The sequence below is a fragment of the Terriglobales bacterium genome, from assembly GCA_035543055.1.
Taxonomy (GTDB): domain Bacteria; phylum Acidobacteriota; class Terriglobia; order Terriglobales; family Acidobacteriaceae; genus JAIQFD01.
Map to the genome: position 1 here is coordinate 1 of DATKKJ010000043.1, position 16,224 is coordinate 16,224.

Here is a 16,224-nt window from a genome sequence, read left to right on the forward strand (position 1 = left end):
ACCAGGCTGCACAAACCGGCGCGGGCGGCGTAAGCGGCCATGGAAGCGGAGGTGTTGCCGGTGGAGGCGCATGCCACCCAGCGGAAGCCCTCTTGCCTGGCGACGGAGAGGGCCGCGGTCATGCCGGTGTCTTTGAACGAACCGGTGGGGTTCATGCCCTGGTGTTTGGCCAGCAAGCGTTCGATGCCGGCGCTACGCGCACAGCGCGGAAGTTCGTAAAGGGGCGTATTGCCCTCGCGCAGGGTCACAGCCTGGCGCACGTCGTGGAGGATGGGCAGCAGCTCGCGAAATCGCCAAACGCCGCTTTGGTCCAGAGGGTCGTGCGAGGTCTTGCGCTCTTTCCAGGTCCGTTTCAGAGCCGCCGGGTCGCACGACAGGCCGGGATAGCAGGCTTCCAGCAGGTCGCCGCAGCGGGCGCAGCGGAAGTCCGGCGCGGCAGTGTGCACCGTGTTGCCGCATCCGCAGCAGCGCAGGCGGGCGACCGCGGGCAGCGCTCCAAAGTGGACATCGGAGGTCATGCCGGCGTCCGCTCCGCGACGCTGGCGCGCGCCGGCGAGGCCGCGCCGAGGAATTCCTGGTGCACGGCGTGCACCACCTCGTTGGCCGAGACGGCCGGCACCGCGAAGCAGATGTTGAGCTCGCTGGCCCCTTGCGTCATCGCAATCACGCTCACGTTGCGCCGTGCGACTGCAGCGAACAGCCGCGCCAGGATGCCGAAGGTCCCTTTCATGGTCTCGCCCAGCACGGCAATGACCGCGATGTTGCGCTGCACCTCCACCTGGTTGAGGATGCCGTGCTTCAGTTCATTGCGGAACAGGCGATGGATGACCGCCAGCACGTGCTCCGTGTCCCGTTCGCGGAAGACCAGCCCCAGCGCATTTTCCGAAGAGGACTGGGTGGAGAACAGCACGTCCACATGCTCGTGGGCCAGGCGCAGAAAGAGACGGCCGAAGATCTCGGCGAAGTGCACGTCGCGCCGGGTGGTCAGGGTCAGCAGCGACGCCTGGGTGACCGCGGTCACCGCCTTGACCGGGGAACCGATGGGCGCCACCGTGGCGGCGATCCGGGTCCCGGCAGCCTGCGGCGCGAACGAGTTCTTGATCCATACCGGGATCCCGGCCTGCATGGCGGGCCACACCGCACGGCGATGGATGACCTTGGCGCCGTAGTAGGAGAGTTCGATCGCCTCCGCGTAGGTGATCTCCGGCAGCGTGCCGGCCTCGGGGCAGACCCGGGGATCGGCGGTCAGGACCCCGTTCACGTCGGTCCAGATCCAGATCTCGCCGGAGGCGATGGCGGTGCCCAGGATGGTGGCGGAGTAATCCGATCCACCGCGGCCCAGGGTCGTCGGTTGTCCCTTGGCGGTGGCGCCGCAATAGCCCGTGATCACCGGCACGACGCCTTGGTCGAGCAGCGGCAGCAGCGTCTCGCGGCAGCGGCGGCGTGTGCCTTCCATGTCGGGACTGGCATCGCCGAACTTATCGTCGGTCACCAGGACGTGGACGGCGTCGACATAGGCGGCCTTCGTGCCGTCCTGGCCCAGGTAGGCCGCCAGGATCTGCGCCGACATCTTTTCGCCCATGGGCAAGGCCACGTCGAGGACTTGGGGCGTGCTCGATCGCAGCAGCGAGAGTGCGTGACAGAACTCGTGCAGTTGCTCCAGGACGGCATCGACCTGCTCCCGGATGGCGTCCCGGGAGTCTGCGGGAAACAGTTCGTCGAGGACGGCCTGATGGCGGCGTTGCACACCTCTGAGTACTTCGACGACGGTGGACTGCGACCCGGCGGTGGCCGCCTGAAGAGCACGGACGATGAGGTCGGTGACGCCGGCCATGGCCGAGACCACCACCACGACCTTATCGCGCTGGGCAGCCTGCCGCACGATCGCTCCGACATCACGGAGGCGCTCGGCGTCGCCCACCGAGGTGCCGCCGAATTTCATGGTGATCAGGCTCATGCCCGCCCTGCCTGCAATCCGTTAAGTACAACACGCCCGCGAGGCAGCAGCAAGCGATCCAATCGATAGCACCGATCTGTTTTGACCATGAAGACGAACGGCACGGCTGGTGGCCGTGCCGTTACGCAGATCCCCGCACAGACCTCAGCAGCGCACGATCTTCGGAGAATCCATGCCCCTGGTGGCGTTCCTGGTATCGACCACCAGCTTGGCTTCGCTGACGATCTTTTTGTAATCGTAGGTCGAGTGGTCGGTGACGATCAGGACGCAGTCGAATTCCGGCACCTGCTCCAGCGGCGTGCAGGTCATGTTGAGCTTGTAATGGCGTCCACGCCCGACCGTCGGGAAGAAAGGATCGTTGTAGGCGACCTGGGCGCCGGTCTTTTGCAACTCCTCGATGATCACGATCGCGGGCGATTCGCGCAGGTCGTCGATGTCCTTCTTGTAAGACATCCCCAGCACCAGGATCCGGGAACCGTTCATCGCCTTCTTATGCTGATTGAGGGCGCGGGAGACGGCCTCGATGACGTGGTAGGGCATGGCAGTATTCACTTCTCCTGCCAGCTCGATGAACTTGGTATGAAAGTCGTATTCCTTGGCCTTCCAGGACAGGTAGAACGGGTCCAGCGGGATGCAGTGGCCTCCCAGGCCGGGGCCGGGGTAGAAGGGCTGGAATCCGAAAGGCTTGGTCGAAGCCGCTTCGATGACTTCCCAGATATCGATGCCCATGCGGAGGCAGAGCAACTTCAGCTCGTTGACCAGGGCGATATTGACGCAGCGGTAGATGTTCTCCAGCAGCTTGGTCATCTCGGCGACGCGCATGGAGGACACCGGGACCGTGCGCCGGAAGATGGTGCCGTACAGGGCCACGGCCAGATCCGTGGCCCGAGGAGAGCAGCCGCCGACCACCTTGGGGATGTCCTTGCGATCGAAGTCGCTTCCAGGATTCTCCCGCTCCGGAGAGAAGGCGGTGAAAAAGACCTGCCCGGACTCCTTCCCGGAAGCAGCCACCTTCAGGCCGGCGCGGTTCTGGCTCTCGAGGATGGGGATGAGCAACTCCTCCGTGGTACCGGGATAGGTCGTGCTCTCCAGGATCACGAGTTGTCCTGCGCGAAGGAACGGGGCAATAGCCTCGGCGGTCGAACGGACGTAGCTCAGATCGGGTTCGCGGTACTCGGTCAGCGGAGTCGGCACGCAAATGATGACCGCGTCCATGTCCCCGATGCGAGAGTAGTCGCTGGTGGCGGAGAAGCCCTGGCGACGCGCCGCCTGCACCTGCTCGGCAGGGATGCGATAGATGTAGGTGCCGCCGTTGCTGAGCGTCTTGACCTTATTCTCGTCAATGTCAAACCCGGTGACCGCGAATCTCTGCCCGCTGAACAGCAGGCCCAAGGGGAGACCGACATAACCCAGGCCCACGACCCCGACCTTGGCGGAACGGGCCTGAATGCGGGACATCAAGGCTTCACAGAGTGACGCCGGAGCAGTCGACGGTTGCATCAGCGAAGCACCTCGATTGTTGCCAGGAAAACTGCGATTCTAGCACGGAGTTTTGCGGGCCCCGCCGCCGGGCCGCGTCGGCCTGGGCTGGTTGTCGACTGAACGATCGTTCAGCAGCTCAGAGGTACGGGCGTACCTATAAGCCGCAAATGTTTTCGCCCCTGTTTGTCCCGATTTATTAACACGTTCTTAGGTAGTCCTTTGTATTCATGGAGTTGCGTGGCGTCTTCGGGCGGATTTCGACCCTATGATTGGCATTTCGGTTGCACCAGATTTAATACTCCGTCCCAGCGCTCGTCGTGTGTACGCTCTGGACGGGACCGGCGTAGCGGCCCATGAATCTGGCCATGACAAATGGAGGGCCGATGTACCAGGCTCAAGCAGAAAGGCGCTCGGAACAGCGCTTCCCACTTCGTTTGCCCATTATCGTTAAGTCTTTTGAAGGCGGTCTCAAGGAAGAGACATCGCAGACCCGGGATGTAAGCGCACGGGGAGCTTTCTTTTTTCTGCAAAACCGCCTGCCCGAAGGCGCCACCATCGAGATGACGCTGACCCTGCCCTCCGAGATCACGCTCACGGAAAGCATCAAAGTCCGCTGCAAGGGCAAGGTGGTGCGCTTGCTCGACGAGATAGAGGCGGGCAAGATCGGCACCGCGGTGGTCATCGAACAGTACGATTTCGCCCACGAAGCGCACGACGCCTGAACCGGGCCTGGGTCCCTTTTGCACCCCAACTGGTGTCGTCACTAGCCTTCTACTGCTCTCCCGTTGCCCCTCCCGGCACTCGATTTGCTGCTAAACTCCAGCCATCGTGAGTCCCGCGCAGCCGAAAAGCGCCGGTGAGACCGCTTCGCTGATCGCCCAGCTCTATGCGCAGAGCAAGGCGGAGAGCTATGGCATCTCGCGGGAGCAGTTCCCTGCCATCCTGCGATCGGTCGCCGACAGGTACGCCGCCGGGGCCTCGGACATCGAGTTACGAGCGCTGTATGCATCCCTGCATGTCGAGGAGCTGGCCCTGGCGCGGGCCTGCGCTGCCGGGAACAATGCTGCCTGGGAGATCTTCCTCACCCGCTACCGCGAGAAGCTCTACGATGCCGCTCACGCCATCACGCACGACGATGCCACCGCCCGCGAGCTCGCTGACTCGATCTATGCCGAGCTCTACGGGACCCGTACACGGGAGGGCGGAGAGCGGGTCTCCAAGCTGGAGTCTTACACTGGGCGCGGTTCACTGGAGGGCTGGCTGCGCACCGTGCTGGCCCAGGAGTACGTGAACCGCTACCGCGCCGGGCGGCGCAACGTCAGCCTGGAGGAGCGCGAAGAGGGAGGCCTCCAGCTTCCGGCGCCCGCACGCGAAGAGACTCCGCTTCCCGATCCGCGCCTGGATGCGGCCATTGACGGCGCGCTTGCGGGACTGGAGGCCGAGGAACGCTTTATCCTCGCAGCGTACTATCTGGACGGCCGTACCCTGGCCCAGGTGGCCCGCATGCTGGGCGTGCACGAATCCACCATCAGCCGCAAACTGGAGAAGGTCGCGGGTGCATTGCGCAAGAAGGTCCTGGAGAACCTGGTGCGTGCGGGAATGAGCCGGCGCCAGGCCGAAGAAGCGTTGGACGTGGACGTGCGCGATGTGTCGGCGGATATCCGCAGCCGGCTGGCGCAAGAAACCGGCGGCCGGCCGTTCTTGAATAAGGAGTCACCGTAGGCGGGAGAATGCCCGATCTGCCCAAATCCGTTCTGGGACGCATGCAGGCGCAAGCCGCACCGCGGGGGCATCCCACTGCTGACCTGCTGGCCGCCTTCTCGGAGCAGGCGCTGACCGGCCGCGAGCGCGAGAACGTGCTGGCGCATCTGGCGGTCTGCGCCGCTTGTCGCGAGGCGCTGGCCCTGGCGTCGCCTCAGCCGGTGGCGGTGCAGCCGGGCGGGGTCTTCGTGCCTTGGTACCGGCGGCCTTCGATCTTCGCCTGGGCGGGCACGCTGGCGACCGTGGCCGTCGTCGGCGCTCTGGTCTTGAATTACAGCCAAAGCCGCTATTCGACGGCGACATTTTCGGATGCCACGCCGACCAAGGTGGCCAGGACTCCGCCGGCGGAGAACAAGCCGGCCGGGCCCGCGACCCAGGCCGAGGTCAGCGGCGGCCTGGCAGGCAGGGCCCAAACCGCACGCCGGGATGCCGACCAGGCCAAGGCCGAACCTCCGTTGAAGAAGGGTGCAGAGGAACGCGGGCGCAAAGAGATCTACGCTGCCTCGACACCAGCGCAGGCCCCGGCGAAGGATGAGAAGAAGCTCGACGGTGGCATGCTCCAGGGTCAGCTCAGTGCCATGAAGACGCCGGCCGCGGCGGCAGCCCATGCCCCAGAGGCCCAGGCCGCCCCTGCCCCGCAGGCCGTCGTTGCTGCCAACGCCATGGAGGAGAAGCAACAGGTTGCGGCCGGCAAGGAAGCCGATAAGCTCGAGGGCCTCGCCGCCGAGCGCTCCAAGAGCGCGAACGTCGCTGCCAGTGCTGGTTTCGGCGGAGGCACGCTGTCCAAGTCAAAGGCAGCGCTGCCGACACCAGTCTTCCGCTGGAGCATCTCCGACAAGGGCAAGCTGCAACGCTCCCGAGACCAGGGACGCACTTGGACGCCGGTGTTGGCCAGCGAGGCCACAGTCTTCCGCGCTGTGGCGGTGGTGGGGAATGAGGTTTGGGCGGGAGGGTCCGCGGCCACCTTGCTGCATTCCGCGGACGGCGCCAGCTGGACCAGACAGACTCTCCCCGGCGCCGCTGCCGATGTGGTCACGCTGCAGTTCAGCGACTCTCAACATGGCACCGCCCGGACCGCCGACGGCGTCCCCTGGACCACTTCCGACGGTGGCCAGCACTGGACCAGGCAGTAGGCGCCACCAGTTACTCTCCAATAAACGACGATCCGGATCGGTGTCTTAAAGGCAGTGCAAAACTCTCGCGGGAGTGATACAAAAGGGGGCCTCTTCCGCCCAGGTACACTCCCCGCCCAGGCGCGGATAACCTCTGTTCAGGAGCGTCCTCATGCTTGAAGCGCTCGACCTGAAAACGAGCATGTCCAAAGCGCAATACGCCAAGGAGATGCCTGAGCTGCAGGAAAGACTGCGCAAGCTGCAGTACGAGGCCCAGGATGCCGAGGTCCCGGTAGTCATCTGCCTGGAAGGCTGGGACACTGGCGGCAAGGGCCAGATCGTCAAGAAGTTGACCGAGAAGCTCGACCCGCGCCTCTTCCGCGTGCATCCCGGCACCGCTCCCTCGCCGCTGGAGCAGCGTCACCATTTCCTCTGGCGCTACCAAGTGGCGCTGCCCAATGACGGGGAAATGGCTGTCTTCGACCATTCCTGGTACGGACGCGTGCTGGTGGAACGCTGCGACAAGCTGACCCGGAAGAAGGTCTGGCGCGAGGCCTACCAGCAGATCAATGAGTTCGAGCGCTGGCTGACCGACGATGGCCAGGTCCTGCTCAAGTTCTGGCTGCACATCTCCAAGAAAGAGCAGAAGAAGCGTTTCCGCGCCTGCCTGAAGGACCCGCTGCTGAAGTGGAAGATCACAAAGGAATACCAGCGCCACCACAAGGAGTACGGCAGATGGGTGAAGGCGGTCGAGGAGATGCTGGCCAAGACCGACACCCCGAACGCGCCGTGGACGGTGGTGGAAGCCAACGACATTCGCTGGGCGCGGATCAAGGTGTTCGACACCATCGTGAAGGCCATGGAGAGCGCGCTGGCACGGCGGCAGGCGCTGCCCAGCGGCGTCTCCCGCACCGCGGCCGCAGCCGCCGCCACCCGCGACGTCCGCGCCGAGAGGGCGGCGCGCGACAGCGAGCTGGCCCGGGCCGAGGAGAAGAAGACGGTCGCCGCAGAAGCCAAACTCAAAGCGGAGGCAGCCCATGCTTGAGAAACTCGACGTCTCCAAGAAGCTGTCGGAAAAACAATACGAGGAGCAGATGGGACGGGCGCAGGTCCGGCTGCGCGAACTCGAGTTCCAGATCTACAAGAAGCAGATCCCGGTGCTGTGCGTGTTCGAAGGCTGGGACGCCGCCGGCAAGGGCGGGGCCATCAAGCGGGTCACCGAGATCCTGGATCCGCGCGGCTTCACGGTCTCCAGCTACGCGGCGCCCAAGGGAGAAGAAAAGACCCATCATTATCTCTGGCGCTTCTGGCGCAATCTCCCGCGTACCGGGCACGTGGCCATCTGGGACCGCAGCCATTACGGGCGCGTCCTGGTGGAGCGCTGCGAGGGGTTCTGCAACGCCGACGAATGGCGCCGCGCCTACCGCGAGATCAACGAGTTCGAATCGCACCAGCACTCGGCCGGCATGGTCATCTGCAAGTTCTGGCTGCACATCAGCAAGGAAGAGCAGCTGCGCCGCTTCAAGAGCCGCGAGACCGACCCCTTCCGCTCCTACAAGCTGACCGAAGAGGATTGGCGGAACCGCGCCAAGTGGGACGTGTACCTGGAAGCGGTCGAGGACATGCTCCTGCATACCAGCACGCCGTACGCGCCCTGGACGGCGGTGGAAGCCAACAACAAGTACTGGGCGCGGGTGAAGGTGCTGAAGACGGTGCTGGGAGCAATCGAACAGAGGTTGAACTGAGGGTCAGGAAGGTCATTGGTTCATGCCGATCGACCGGCGACGCAACAGGAAGCTGTTCCGGCGGCTCCACCGCTTGCTCAAACAGGCCGCGGACAAGCCGCAAGCGAAGACCGTGCACCGCCTCCGTACCACGGCACGGCGCATCGAAGCCCTCTTGCAGGAGCTCAGTCCGGATCCGGACAAGAACCAGCGCAGGCTGCTGAAGGATCTCTCTCGCCTGCGCCGGGTGGCCGGCCGGGTGCGCGACATGGACGTCCAGATGGCGCTGCTGCGCGGCTTGAAGGTCGGCCGCGACTCCCGCCACAAGGAACGCCTCCTGCAGGCGCTGGCCCGGATGCGCAGCAAGCGCGAAAAAAAGCTGTTATCCGCGCTTGCGAAGGACGGGGTGGGCGATGTCCGACGTCGCCTTTCGAAGGCGGCGCGGAGGCTTCGCATCTTTCAGGAACTGTCCCCGGCCGCGGAACCGCAGGGACCCGCCGGCGGCTTCGATCCGGTGGCCGCTGCCTTGCGCGAATTCACCCGCGTAGCGCGGGAACAGGGTGCGCTGCGCGAGGACAACCTGCACGCGTACCGGCTGGAAACCAAGCGCCTGCGCTATGTCGCCGAGATGGCGGGGGAGGATGAGACTGCGCAGAAGATCGTGGCCGAGCTCAAGCGCATGCAGGACGCCATCGGGGAATGGCACGATTGGCTGGTGCTGAGCCAGCGCGCCCAGCGGGCGCTCGAGCCCGAGACCGAGTCGCCACTGCTGGCGGCGCTCCACAACGTGATCCGTGCCAAGTTCCGCGACGCGCTCCTGGCGTGCACCGACGCGCGCAAGGACCTGCTCGAGGTCGCGCAAGCGGTGCTTTCGCCTCGCAAGGCGGCCGCTGGGATTCGAGCTAGGGCCATCGTGGCCACGGCCTGAACAGGTTCGAAGGGGGCATCCGTACTCTTCCTGAGTTCCCTCTATGCCGGTACTGGCGGCCATCGATATCGGTTCGAACTCGGTCAGGCTGAAGGTCGCGCGCCTCTCCCGGCGGCGCCTGCAGACCATCTACGAAGACCGTGAGGTCACGCGCCTGGGCGAGTCGGTCTTCAAGACCGGCCTGCTGGCGCCGGACGCCATGGCGCGCACGGTCAAGGTCCTGCGGCGCTTCCACAAGTCCATCCAGGAGCAGGGGGCGGCGGTGGTGCGTGCGGTCGCCACCAGCGCGCTGCGCGACGCGCGCAACTCCGAATCCTTCATCGAGTGGGTGGAGTCTTCGACCGGATGGCGGCTGGAGACCATCTCCGGCCTGGAGGAGGCGCGTCTCATCCACCTGGGCATCCTGGCCAACATGCGCCGCCTGCGCTCGCCCTTGCTGTTGATCGACCTGGGAGGCGGAAGCTGCGAGCTGACAGTCTCGCAGCAGGGGCATATCCGCTCCACGGTGAGCCTGCCGCTGGGCGCGGTGCGGCTGACGGAGGAGTTCCTGCGTCATGATCCGCCCAAGAAGGACGAACTGCGAAGCCTGCACCGCCTGATCGCGGAGCGCCTGACGCCCGCGGCGCATCGGATCGCCCGCGTCGGGGTGCGCACCGTGATCGCGACCTCGGGTACGGCTGCGGCGCTAGACGCCATCAACAAGGCCGAGGCCGGCGGCAAGCGCAGCGCCACCCCGGTGCCGCGCAAGACCGTGGTCAAGCTGGCGGAGATGCTGGCCAAGCGGAACCACCAGCAGCGCGCCTCCATCCCCGGGCTGGGGACCAAGCGCGCGGAGATCATCGTGGCTGGCGCTGCCGTGTACGCCGAGATCATGGAGCGCTGCAACCTGTCAGCTTTCGTCTATTCGCCGCTCGGCTTGCGCGACGGGATCCTGGCGCAGATGGCGGCGGAGCGGCATCTGAGCGCCCGTTCCACGCGGCAGATCGCCGCCGATCGCTGGGATTCGTTGCTCACCGCCGGCAAGCGGTATCACGTCGACCTGCTGCACGCCCGGCAGGTACGAGAGCTGGCCATGCGCCTCTTCGAAGAGCTCGACGAGGTGCACCAGTTGCCGGAGGATTACCGCGAATGGCTCTCGGCGGCGGCCATGCTGCATGAGGTGGGCAGCTACATCAATCGCACCGGATGGCACCGCCACGCCTACTACATCATCGCCCACTCCGAGATCCTGGGATACACGCCGCAGCAGCGGCTGATCATCGCCGCCATCGCCCGCTACCTGGGCGCGCTGCTGCCCGCCCCCGGACAGCCGTACCTGAAACCCATGCCGCCTTCCGATCGCAAGCAGGTCCCCAAGGCGGTGGCGCTGCTGCGCCTGGCCCGCGCCTTGAACCAGGGGCGCAGCGGGGCAGTGCGCGACGTTGCCGCACGGGTGAAGGATGGGCGGGTCGTCCTGCAGTTGCGCGCCATCCGCCGCATGGGCGCCGACCTGGAGCTGTGGATGCTGGAGAAGGAGCGCGGCTACTTCCGCGACACCTTCGGCCGCGACCTCTTCGCTGAACTGGGGTAGGCTGGCGGCCCGGACGCCCGACCAACGGTCACTTCCGGGACTTGCTGGCCCGGGATTTGCTGGCCCGGGATTCGGCTCCTGCGCTCTCGATGCTGCGCACCAGCTTGGGCGTCAGGCACCACTGCAACGTCGATGCCTTGCCCGTCTCTACCCGTGCCACCGCTCCTTTTTTCAAGTCCACCGCCGATTCGGAACTGCGACCGCTGATGAGCAGGCTCAGGAACTCGCTCAGGCTGGGATTGTGGCCGACCACCATGATGGCTTCCGCCTTGGCGTGGCGGGAGAGCAGGTCCCGGAACTGGGTGAAGTTCGCCTCCGGGCGCAGGCCATCGTCAATGGTGAGCTTGCCCTCAAAAGCGATCTCGTTGGCCACCAGCGACGCGGTCTGGGTGGCCCGCTTCAGCGGGCTGGAGACGACCGCGTCCACGTGGACGTCGAGGGCGGCCAGGGCCCGGCCGATCTGCCCGCACTGCTCGATCCCGTCCTTGTCGAGGGGCCGTTTTTCGTCTTTTTGGGGATTGAGCTTGTGCTGGCCGGCGCTGGCGTGACGCAAGAAATAAACAATCATGACGATCACTTCCGGGCCACGATTCTAATGCAATCGTGCGGCTACGTCCTGCGGCTGGTGCGACGGTGCGGCACAATCCGCGTTTCTTCCAGAACCTGTTTGCCTTCAGCGAGGCCGATGAGGAACTCCTGGGCGTTGAATCCCGGCGGCCCCAGCCCCGCGGCCTGCCGGCGACGGGAAGCAAGCAGCTCTTCCGCTCGGACGTAAGAACCATCGGGTTGCAGCAACCGCGCCTTCGCCGTGTCCAGAAGATAGACCTTCAGGAGCTCGTCCAGCAAGCGCTGGCGCAGCATGGGGTCACGCACCGGAAAGACGACCTCCACCCGGTCATAGAGGTTGCGCGGCATCAGGTCGGCGCTGCCCACGTAGATCTCGTCGTCGCCCCCGTTGGCGAAGTAATAGACGCGGCTGTGCTCCAGGAATCGTCCCACGATCGAGCGCACCCGGATGCGGTCGCTCACCCCGCGGATGCCCGGCCGCAGCGCGCACTTGCCGCGCACGATCAGGTCGATCTCGACCCCAGCCTGCGACGCGCGGTACAGGGCCTGGATGATGTTCTTGTCGAGCAAGCCGTTCATCTTGGCGAGGATGCGCGCCGGCTCCCCCCTTCTGGCGCGCTCCGCTTCCCGCCCGATGAGCGCCAGCATCGCTTCCGCCAATTCCAGAGGGGAGAGCAGCAGCGGCAGGTAATTGTCGCGCTCGGAATAAGCGGTCATGAAATTGAAGACGCTGTGCACCGCCGAAGTCATTTCCTCGTCGGCGGTGAACAGGCTCAGGTCGGTGTACTGACGCGCCGTGATCTCGTTGTAATTGCCGGTGCCCAGGTGGGCGTACTGCCGGATGACCCCGTCGCCCTCCTCGCGCGCGATCAGCGTGAGCTTGCAGTGGGTCTTCAGCCCGACCAGCCCGTGGAAGACCTGCACCCCGGCATCCTCCAGGTGGCGCGCCCACTTGATGTTCGGCGCCTCGTCGAAGCGCGCCTTGAGCTCGACCACGGCGGTGACTTCCTTTTGCTGCGCCGCTTCCACCAGCGCGTTCACCATCGGCGAGTTCTGGCTGGTGCGGTACAGCGTCTGCTTGATGGAACGCACCCGCGGGTCTTCGCAGGCCGACTCCACGAACGAGACCACCGGGTCGTAGGAATCGAACGGATGGTGGAGCAGGACGTCGTGCTCCCGCAGCTCTTCGAAGAAGTCCTTCTTCTTCGGGCCGAGGTGGAATTCCCGGGGCACGAAACTCTTGTACTTCAGCTCCGTCCGGCGGCTCTGGTCGTAGATGGTCATCAGCCGCGAGAAGTTCACCGGACCGTCGGTAGGGTAGACCTGCCAGTTCTCCAGCTCGAACTCGGTGCGCAGGCGCTCGATGATCTCGGGGTTGGCGTCGGCCTCGATCTCCAGCCGCACGGCGTCTCCGCGGCGGCGGTTGTGCAGCTCGGTGCGCACCGACTCCAGCAGGTTCCGCGACTCCTCCTCCTGCAGGTAGAGGTTGCTGTTGCGCGTCACCCGGAAGGCTGCGGCCGAGATGATGTCGTAGCCCGAGTACATATCGGCGGCGTGCATGCTGACCAGGTCGGCCAGGAAGACGTAGTCCTCGGTCTCGGGCAGGCGCACCAGCCGCGGCAGGGCCCTCGGCACGGTCACCACTCCCATGTAGGTGCCGGCGGCGCGGCGGCGGCGGCGCAGCAGCAGCGCCACGCAAAGCGCCTTGTTCAGCACCCGCGGGAAGGGATGCGCCGGATCGATGGTCACCGGCGTCAGCAGGGGATCGAGCTCGCGCTGCCGGTATTCGTTCAGGTAGGCGAGCTGTTCGGTGTCGAGTTCGTGCAGTCCCAGCACCCGGATGCCCTGCTCCGCCAGCGCCGGGCGCAGGCGCTGGTTCCAGCAGCGGTACTGGAGGTCGGTGAAGTCGTGGGTCTCGCGCGCGATCATGTCGCGCTCGTCGGCCGGCGCCAGCCCGTCGACGCCCGGCTCGGTGTAGCCGTCCTCGATGCGTTGCAACAGGGCCGCCACCCGCACCTCGAAGAACTCGTCCAGGTTGCTGGCGGTGATGGCCAGGAACTTGACCCGTTCCAGCAGCGGGTTGCGCTCATCCTCCGCTTCCTCGAGGACGCGCCGGTTGAACTTCAACCAGGAGCCTTCAGGATTGATGTAGAAAGCCGGATTTTCCAGGGAACGTGCCATACCAACCGGGGGACTTCTATCGTATGCCGCTCCGAGCAGGGCGGCAAGTGACCCCGGAGTATCGGTGCAAGCCGCTGAAACAAAACAACTTATTTCTTCCGTCACGCGCGAATGTGCGCCCTCTGCTCGACCCGCATCCCGGCCCGGTTTATCCTTGAGTGTTTGGCTGGAGGACGCTGCGTGGCTAAGCCCGCTTTCGTGAAGGTTTCCCGCGCCGGATTACAAGAGCAGGTGCGCAAGCTGTGGCCGGAGATGGAGTGGATCCGCGACACCGACCTGCGCCAGAAGGTCGAGAACACCTGGGTGCTGGCCCTCGAGCGCAGCCCCCTCACCCCGAAAGACCTCGACGAGATCCCCTTCACCCTGCTCGTTCCCGACTGCCCGACCACTTTCATGGAGCACAAGCGTTGCGTGGTGCACATCGCGCGCCGGGCCGCGGAGGCGATGAAGGAATTCATGGGCGGGGCGCTCGCCATCGACATGGACACGGTCATCGCCGGCGCCATCCTGGCCGATGTCGGCAAACTACTGGAGTACGAGAAGTCGGGCGGCAAGGCGCGGCAGAGTGAACGCGGCGAACTGCTGCGGCATCCCTTCACCGGCGTGGCGCTGGCCATGGAGTGCGGTGTGCCCGACGAGGTCTGCCACATCATCGCCGCCCACGCCGCCGAGGGCGCGCAGGTCAAACGCACCACCGAGGCCTGGATCGTGCATCACGCGGACTTCATGGCCTTCGAGCCGTTCAAGACGCTGAAGAAGTAGTCGGGAGTCGGAGTCAGCATGGCCACAGGCAGCGGAAAGCAGGCGATCACGGCGGACATGGCGAAGTGGGCGGCGGGGCTGAAGTTCTCCGACCTCTCCCAGGATGCCGTGTATCAGGCCAAGCGCTTCTTCCTCGATTCCATGGGCTGTGCGCTCGGCGGCTACGGGGTGCACGACGTGCAGATCGCGCTCCAGGTCCTGGATGAGATCGCGGCCCACGGCCCGGCGACTGTCATCGGCGCCGGCAAGCGCGTGGACGCCGTCTCGGCTTCGCTCGCCAACGCCCTGATGATCCGCTGCATGGATTACAACGACATTTACTGGAAGCAGGACCCGTCGCACCCCTCCGACATCTTTCCCGCCGCCATGGCGTGCGTGGAGCGCGCCAAGGGCGACGGCTGCGAACTGATCGTCGGCTTCGTGCTCGGTCACGAATTCGAGCAGCGTTTTTGCGAGGCGGCTTTTCCCGGCATCCGTGAGCGGGGATGGCACCATGCGACCCTGACCGCCTTCGTCTCACCCATCGTCGCCGGGCGCGCCCTGCATCTCGATTGGGAGAAGATCCAGCACGCCATCGGCATCTCGGCCTCGCGCCAGTGCACCTTTGGCGCCGTCACCGCCGGCAAGCTCACCATGATGAAGAACACCGTGGACCCGATGGCCACGCAGTCCGGCGTGCTGGCGGCCCTGCTTGCAGAAAAGGGTTACACCGGCCCCGAACACGTGGTGGATGGCAAAGAGGGACTGACCCATTGCTTCGGGCCCGAGTGGAAGCTCAACGTGCTGACCGACGGGCTGGGACAGTCGTGGCGCATCACCCAATGCGGCATGAAGTTCTTCCCTACCGAGGCCCTGACCCACGCGCCCCTCTCCGCCGTGCTCGACCTGGTCAAGACACACGACCTCAAGCCTGAACAGGTCGAGAGCGTGACCATCCGCTCCCTGGCGCGCGCCGCCGACATCCTGAGCGACTCGAGCAAGTACGACCCGCGCAGTAAGGAGACCGCCGACCATTCGCTGCCCTACGTGATCGCAGCCGCCATCGTGGACCGCCAGGTCACGCCGCTGCAGTTCAAGAATGAGAAGATCATGGACCCGCGCATCCGCGAGCAACTGCACAAGGTGAAAGTGGTCGCCGATCCCGAGATCGAGAAGGTCTTCCCCGCCCTGCAACGCGTGCACGTGACCATCAGGACGACGGATGGTAAGGAATTCACGGAGCAGTTGGACTATCCGAAAGGTGACCCGCGGAATCCGCTCTCCGACAAGGAGATCGAAGAGAAGTTCGAGGCGCTGGCCGGGCCGGTGATGGCGAAAGACGCGCGGCGGAAGGCCATCGAGGCGATCTGGAAGCTGGAAAAGCAGAGTTCTGTTACGGAGTTAATGGCGCTGTTCAAAGCTCAAAGCGTGGCGGTGCCGGCGTAAAGGCCTCAACCGCAGAGAACGCCGAGAACGCAGAGGAGGTTTTTCAATTGTTTCCTCGGCGGTCTCTGCGATCCCTGCGGTGAAATGGTTTTTCTTATGAGCCAAACGGTAGTCGAGAAACTCGCGCAGTCGCATCTCGCTGAAGGGCCGAAGCGGCCGCTGCGGGCGGGAGATTTCGTCTCTATCCGCCCCAGGCACGTCATGACTCACGACAACACTTCGCCGGTCATCAAGAAGTTCAAGGGCATCGGCGCGCAGAAGGTCTTCGACCCGCGCCAGCCTGTCTTCGCTCTCGACCACGACATTCAGAACACCTCCGAAGAGAACCTGAAGAAGTACCGCGCCATCGAGGCCTTCGCCCGCGAGCGCGGCATCGACTTCTATCCCGCGGGCACCGGCATCGGCCACCAGGTGATGGTGGAGAAAGGCTACGTCACGCCGGGCTCGTTCGTCGTCGCCTCCGATTCGCACTCCAACATGTACGGCGCGCTGGGCGCGATCGGCACCCCGGTCGTCCGCACCGACGCCGCCGCCATCTGGGCCACCGGCGAGTTCTGGTGGCAGATCCCGCGCACCGCCCAGGTGTTGCTCGAAGGCCGCCTGCCGCCGGGCGCGACCGGCAAGGACGTGATCATCGCCCTCTGCGGCCTCTACAACCAGGAAGAGGTGCTGAATGCGGTGGTCGAGTTCGCCGGCCCAGGCGTGGCCTCGCTCTCCATGGACGCGCGCCTCACCATCGCCAACATGAGCACCGA

The 16,224-nt window shown here is 65.2% G+C and carries 15 protein-coding genes; 10 read left to right on the plus strand and 5 right to left on the minus strand.

Annotation, left to right across the window (positions count from 1 at the left end; translation table 11 throughout):
* From VMS96_03045 to VMS96_03055, 3 genes are all read right to left on the minus strand, one after another.
* A partial coding sequence (locus VMS96_03045) for a pyridoxal-phosphate dependent enzyme (GenBank protein ID HVP42378.1) occupies positions 1–518 on the minus strand: 518 nt, incomplete at its 3' end.
* Positions 515–1,957, minus strand: coding sequence for an aspartate kinase (locus VMS96_03050; GenBank protein ID HVP42379.1), 1,443 nt, complete (start codon positions 1,955–1,957; stop codon positions 515–517). The genes VMS96_03050 and VMS96_03045, both read right to left, overlap by 4 nt.
* Before the next feature lie 144 nt (positions 1,958–2,101).
* Entirely contained in the window at positions 2,102–3,415 is a 1,314-nt protein-coding gene (locus tag VMS96_03055) for a nucleotide sugar dehydrogenase (GenBank protein ID HVP42380.1), read from the minus strand.
* Between the two features lie 377 nt (positions 3,416–3,792).
* On the opposite strand from VMS96_03055, the gene VMS96_03060 reads away from it, so the two are divergent.
* The 7 genes from VMS96_03060 to VMS96_03090 all read left to right on the plus strand — a co-directional run bounded on the left by VMS96_03060 (position 3,793) and on the right by VMS96_03090 (position 10,534).
* A complete protein-coding gene (locus VMS96_03060) occupies positions 3,793–4,161 on the plus strand; it encodes a PilZ domain-containing protein (protein HVP42381.1) in 369 nt (122 codons plus the stop codon).
* Positions 4,162–4,267: 106 nt separating this feature from the next.
* The gene (locus tag VMS96_03065; GenBank protein ID HVP42382.1) at positions 4,268–5,161 is read left to right on the plus strand and encodes a sigma-70 family RNA polymerase sigma factor; all 894 of its coding nucleotides are present in this window, start codon (positions 4,268–4,270) and stop codon (positions 5,159–5,161) included.
* Positions 5,162–5,169: 8 nt separating this feature from the next.
* Positions 5,170–6,333, plus strand: a complete 1,164-nt coding sequence (locus VMS96_03070; GenBank protein ID HVP42383.1) for a YCF48-related protein — start codon at positions 5,170–5,172, stop codon at positions 6,331–6,333.
* 151 nt (positions 6,334–6,484) lie between these two features.
* Entirely contained in the window at positions 6,485–7,357 is an 873-nt protein-coding gene (locus VMS96_03075; GenBank protein HVP42384.1) for a hypothetical protein, read from the plus strand.
* Positions 7,350–8,057: a hypothetical protein gene (locus VMS96_03080; GenBank protein ID HVP42385.1), complete on the plus strand. Its 708-nt coding sequence runs from the start codon at positions 7,350–7,352 to the stop codon at positions 8,055–8,057. The genes VMS96_03075 and VMS96_03080 overlap by 8 nt, the downstream gene beginning before the upstream one ends.
* 22 nt (positions 8,058–8,079) lie before the next feature.
* Entirely contained in the window at positions 8,080–8,964 is an 885-nt protein-coding gene (locus VMS96_03085; GenBank protein HVP42386.1) for a CHAD domain-containing protein, read from the plus strand.
* 43 nt (positions 8,965–9,007) lie between these two features.
* Positions 9,008–10,534, plus strand: coding sequence for a Ppx/GppA phosphatase family protein (locus tag VMS96_03090; protein HVP42387.1), 1,527 nt, complete (start codon positions 9,008–9,010; stop codon positions 10,532–10,534).
* Between the two features lie 28 nt (positions 10,535–10,562).
* On the opposite strand, the gene sixA is transcribed toward VMS96_03090, so the two are convergent.
* Together sixA and ppk1 are read right to left on the minus strand one after the other, a co-directional pair.
* Positions 10,563–11,102: a phosphohistidine phosphatase SixA gene (gene sixA, locus VMS96_03095; GenBank protein ID HVP42388.1), complete on the minus strand. Its 540-nt coding sequence runs from the start codon at positions 11,100–11,102 to the stop codon at positions 10,563–10,565.
* Between the two features lie 41 nt (positions 11,103–11,143).
* Positions 11,144–13,282 (minus strand): polyphosphate kinase 1, encoded by a 2,139-nt coding sequence (ppk1, locus tag VMS96_03100; GenBank protein ID HVP42389.1) that lies wholly within the window; start codon positions 13,280–13,282, stop codon positions 11,144–11,146.
* A 180-nt stretch (positions 13,283–13,462) separates the two neighbouring features.
* Between ppk1 and VMS96_03105 the strand changes: the two genes are divergently transcribed.
* From VMS96_03105 to VMS96_03115, 3 genes are all read left to right on the plus strand, one after another.
* Positions 13,463–14,044 carry an HD domain-containing protein gene (locus tag VMS96_03105; protein ID HVP42390.1) on the plus strand — a complete coding sequence of 194 codons (582 nt, stop codon included), beginning with the start codon at positions 13,463–13,465 and terminating at the stop codon, positions 14,042–14,044.
* Between the two features lie 18 nt (positions 14,045–14,062).
* On the plus strand, positions 14,063–15,469 hold the full coding sequence (locus tag VMS96_03110) for an MmgE/PrpD family protein (protein HVP42391.1): 1,407 nt from the start codon (positions 14,063–14,065) through the stop codon (positions 15,467–15,469).
* 96 nt (positions 15,470–15,565) lie between these two features.
* A partial coding sequence (locus tag VMS96_03115) for an aconitase family protein (protein HVP42392.1) occupies positions 15,566–16,224 on the plus strand: 659 nt, incomplete at its 3' end.

Excerpts from the sequence above, each read along its gene's own strand:
- VMS96_03110 (HVP42391.1), top strand. The coding sequence starts at position 14,063 with ATGGCCACAGGCAGCGGAAAGCAGGCGATCACGGCGGACATGGCGAAG.
- VMS96_03050 (HVP42379.1), bottom strand. The coding sequence starts at position 1,957 with ATGAGCCTGATCACCATGAAATTCGGCGGCACCTCGGTGGGCGACGCC.
- sixA (HVP42388.1), bottom strand. The coding sequence starts at position 11,102 with ATGATTGTTTATTTCTTGCGTCACGCCAGCGCCGGCCAGCACAAGCTC.
- VMS96_03055 (HVP42380.1), bottom strand. The coding sequence starts at position 3,415 with ATGTCCCGCATTCAGGCCCGTTCCGCCAAGGTCGGGGTCGTGGGCCTG.
- VMS96_03090 (HVP42387.1), top strand. The coding sequence starts at position 9,008 with ATGCCGGTACTGGCGGCCATCGATATCGGTTCGAACTCGGTCAGGCTG.
- ppk1 (HVP42389.1), bottom strand. The coding sequence starts at position 13,282 with ATGGCACGTTCCCTGGAAAATCCGGCTTTCTACATCAATCCTGAAGGC.
- VMS96_03070 (HVP42383.1), top strand. The coding sequence starts at position 5,170 with ATGCCCGATCTGCCCAAATCCGTTCTGGGACGCATGCAGGCGCAAGCC.
- VMS96_03085 (HVP42386.1), top strand. The coding sequence starts at position 8,080 with ATGCCGATCGACCGGCGACGCAACAGGAAGCTGTTCCGGCGGCTCCAC.
- VMS96_03075 (HVP42384.1), top strand. The coding sequence starts at position 6,485 with ATGCTTGAAGCGCTCGACCTGAAAACGAGCATGTCCAAAGCGCAATAC.
- VMS96_03080 (HVP42385.1), top strand. The coding sequence starts at position 7,350 with ATGCTTGAGAAACTCGACGTCTCCAAGAAGCTGTCGGAAAAACAATAC.
- VMS96_03060 (HVP42381.1), top strand. The coding sequence starts at position 3,793 with ATGAATCTGGCCATGACAAATGGAGGGCCGATGTACCAGGCTCAAGCA.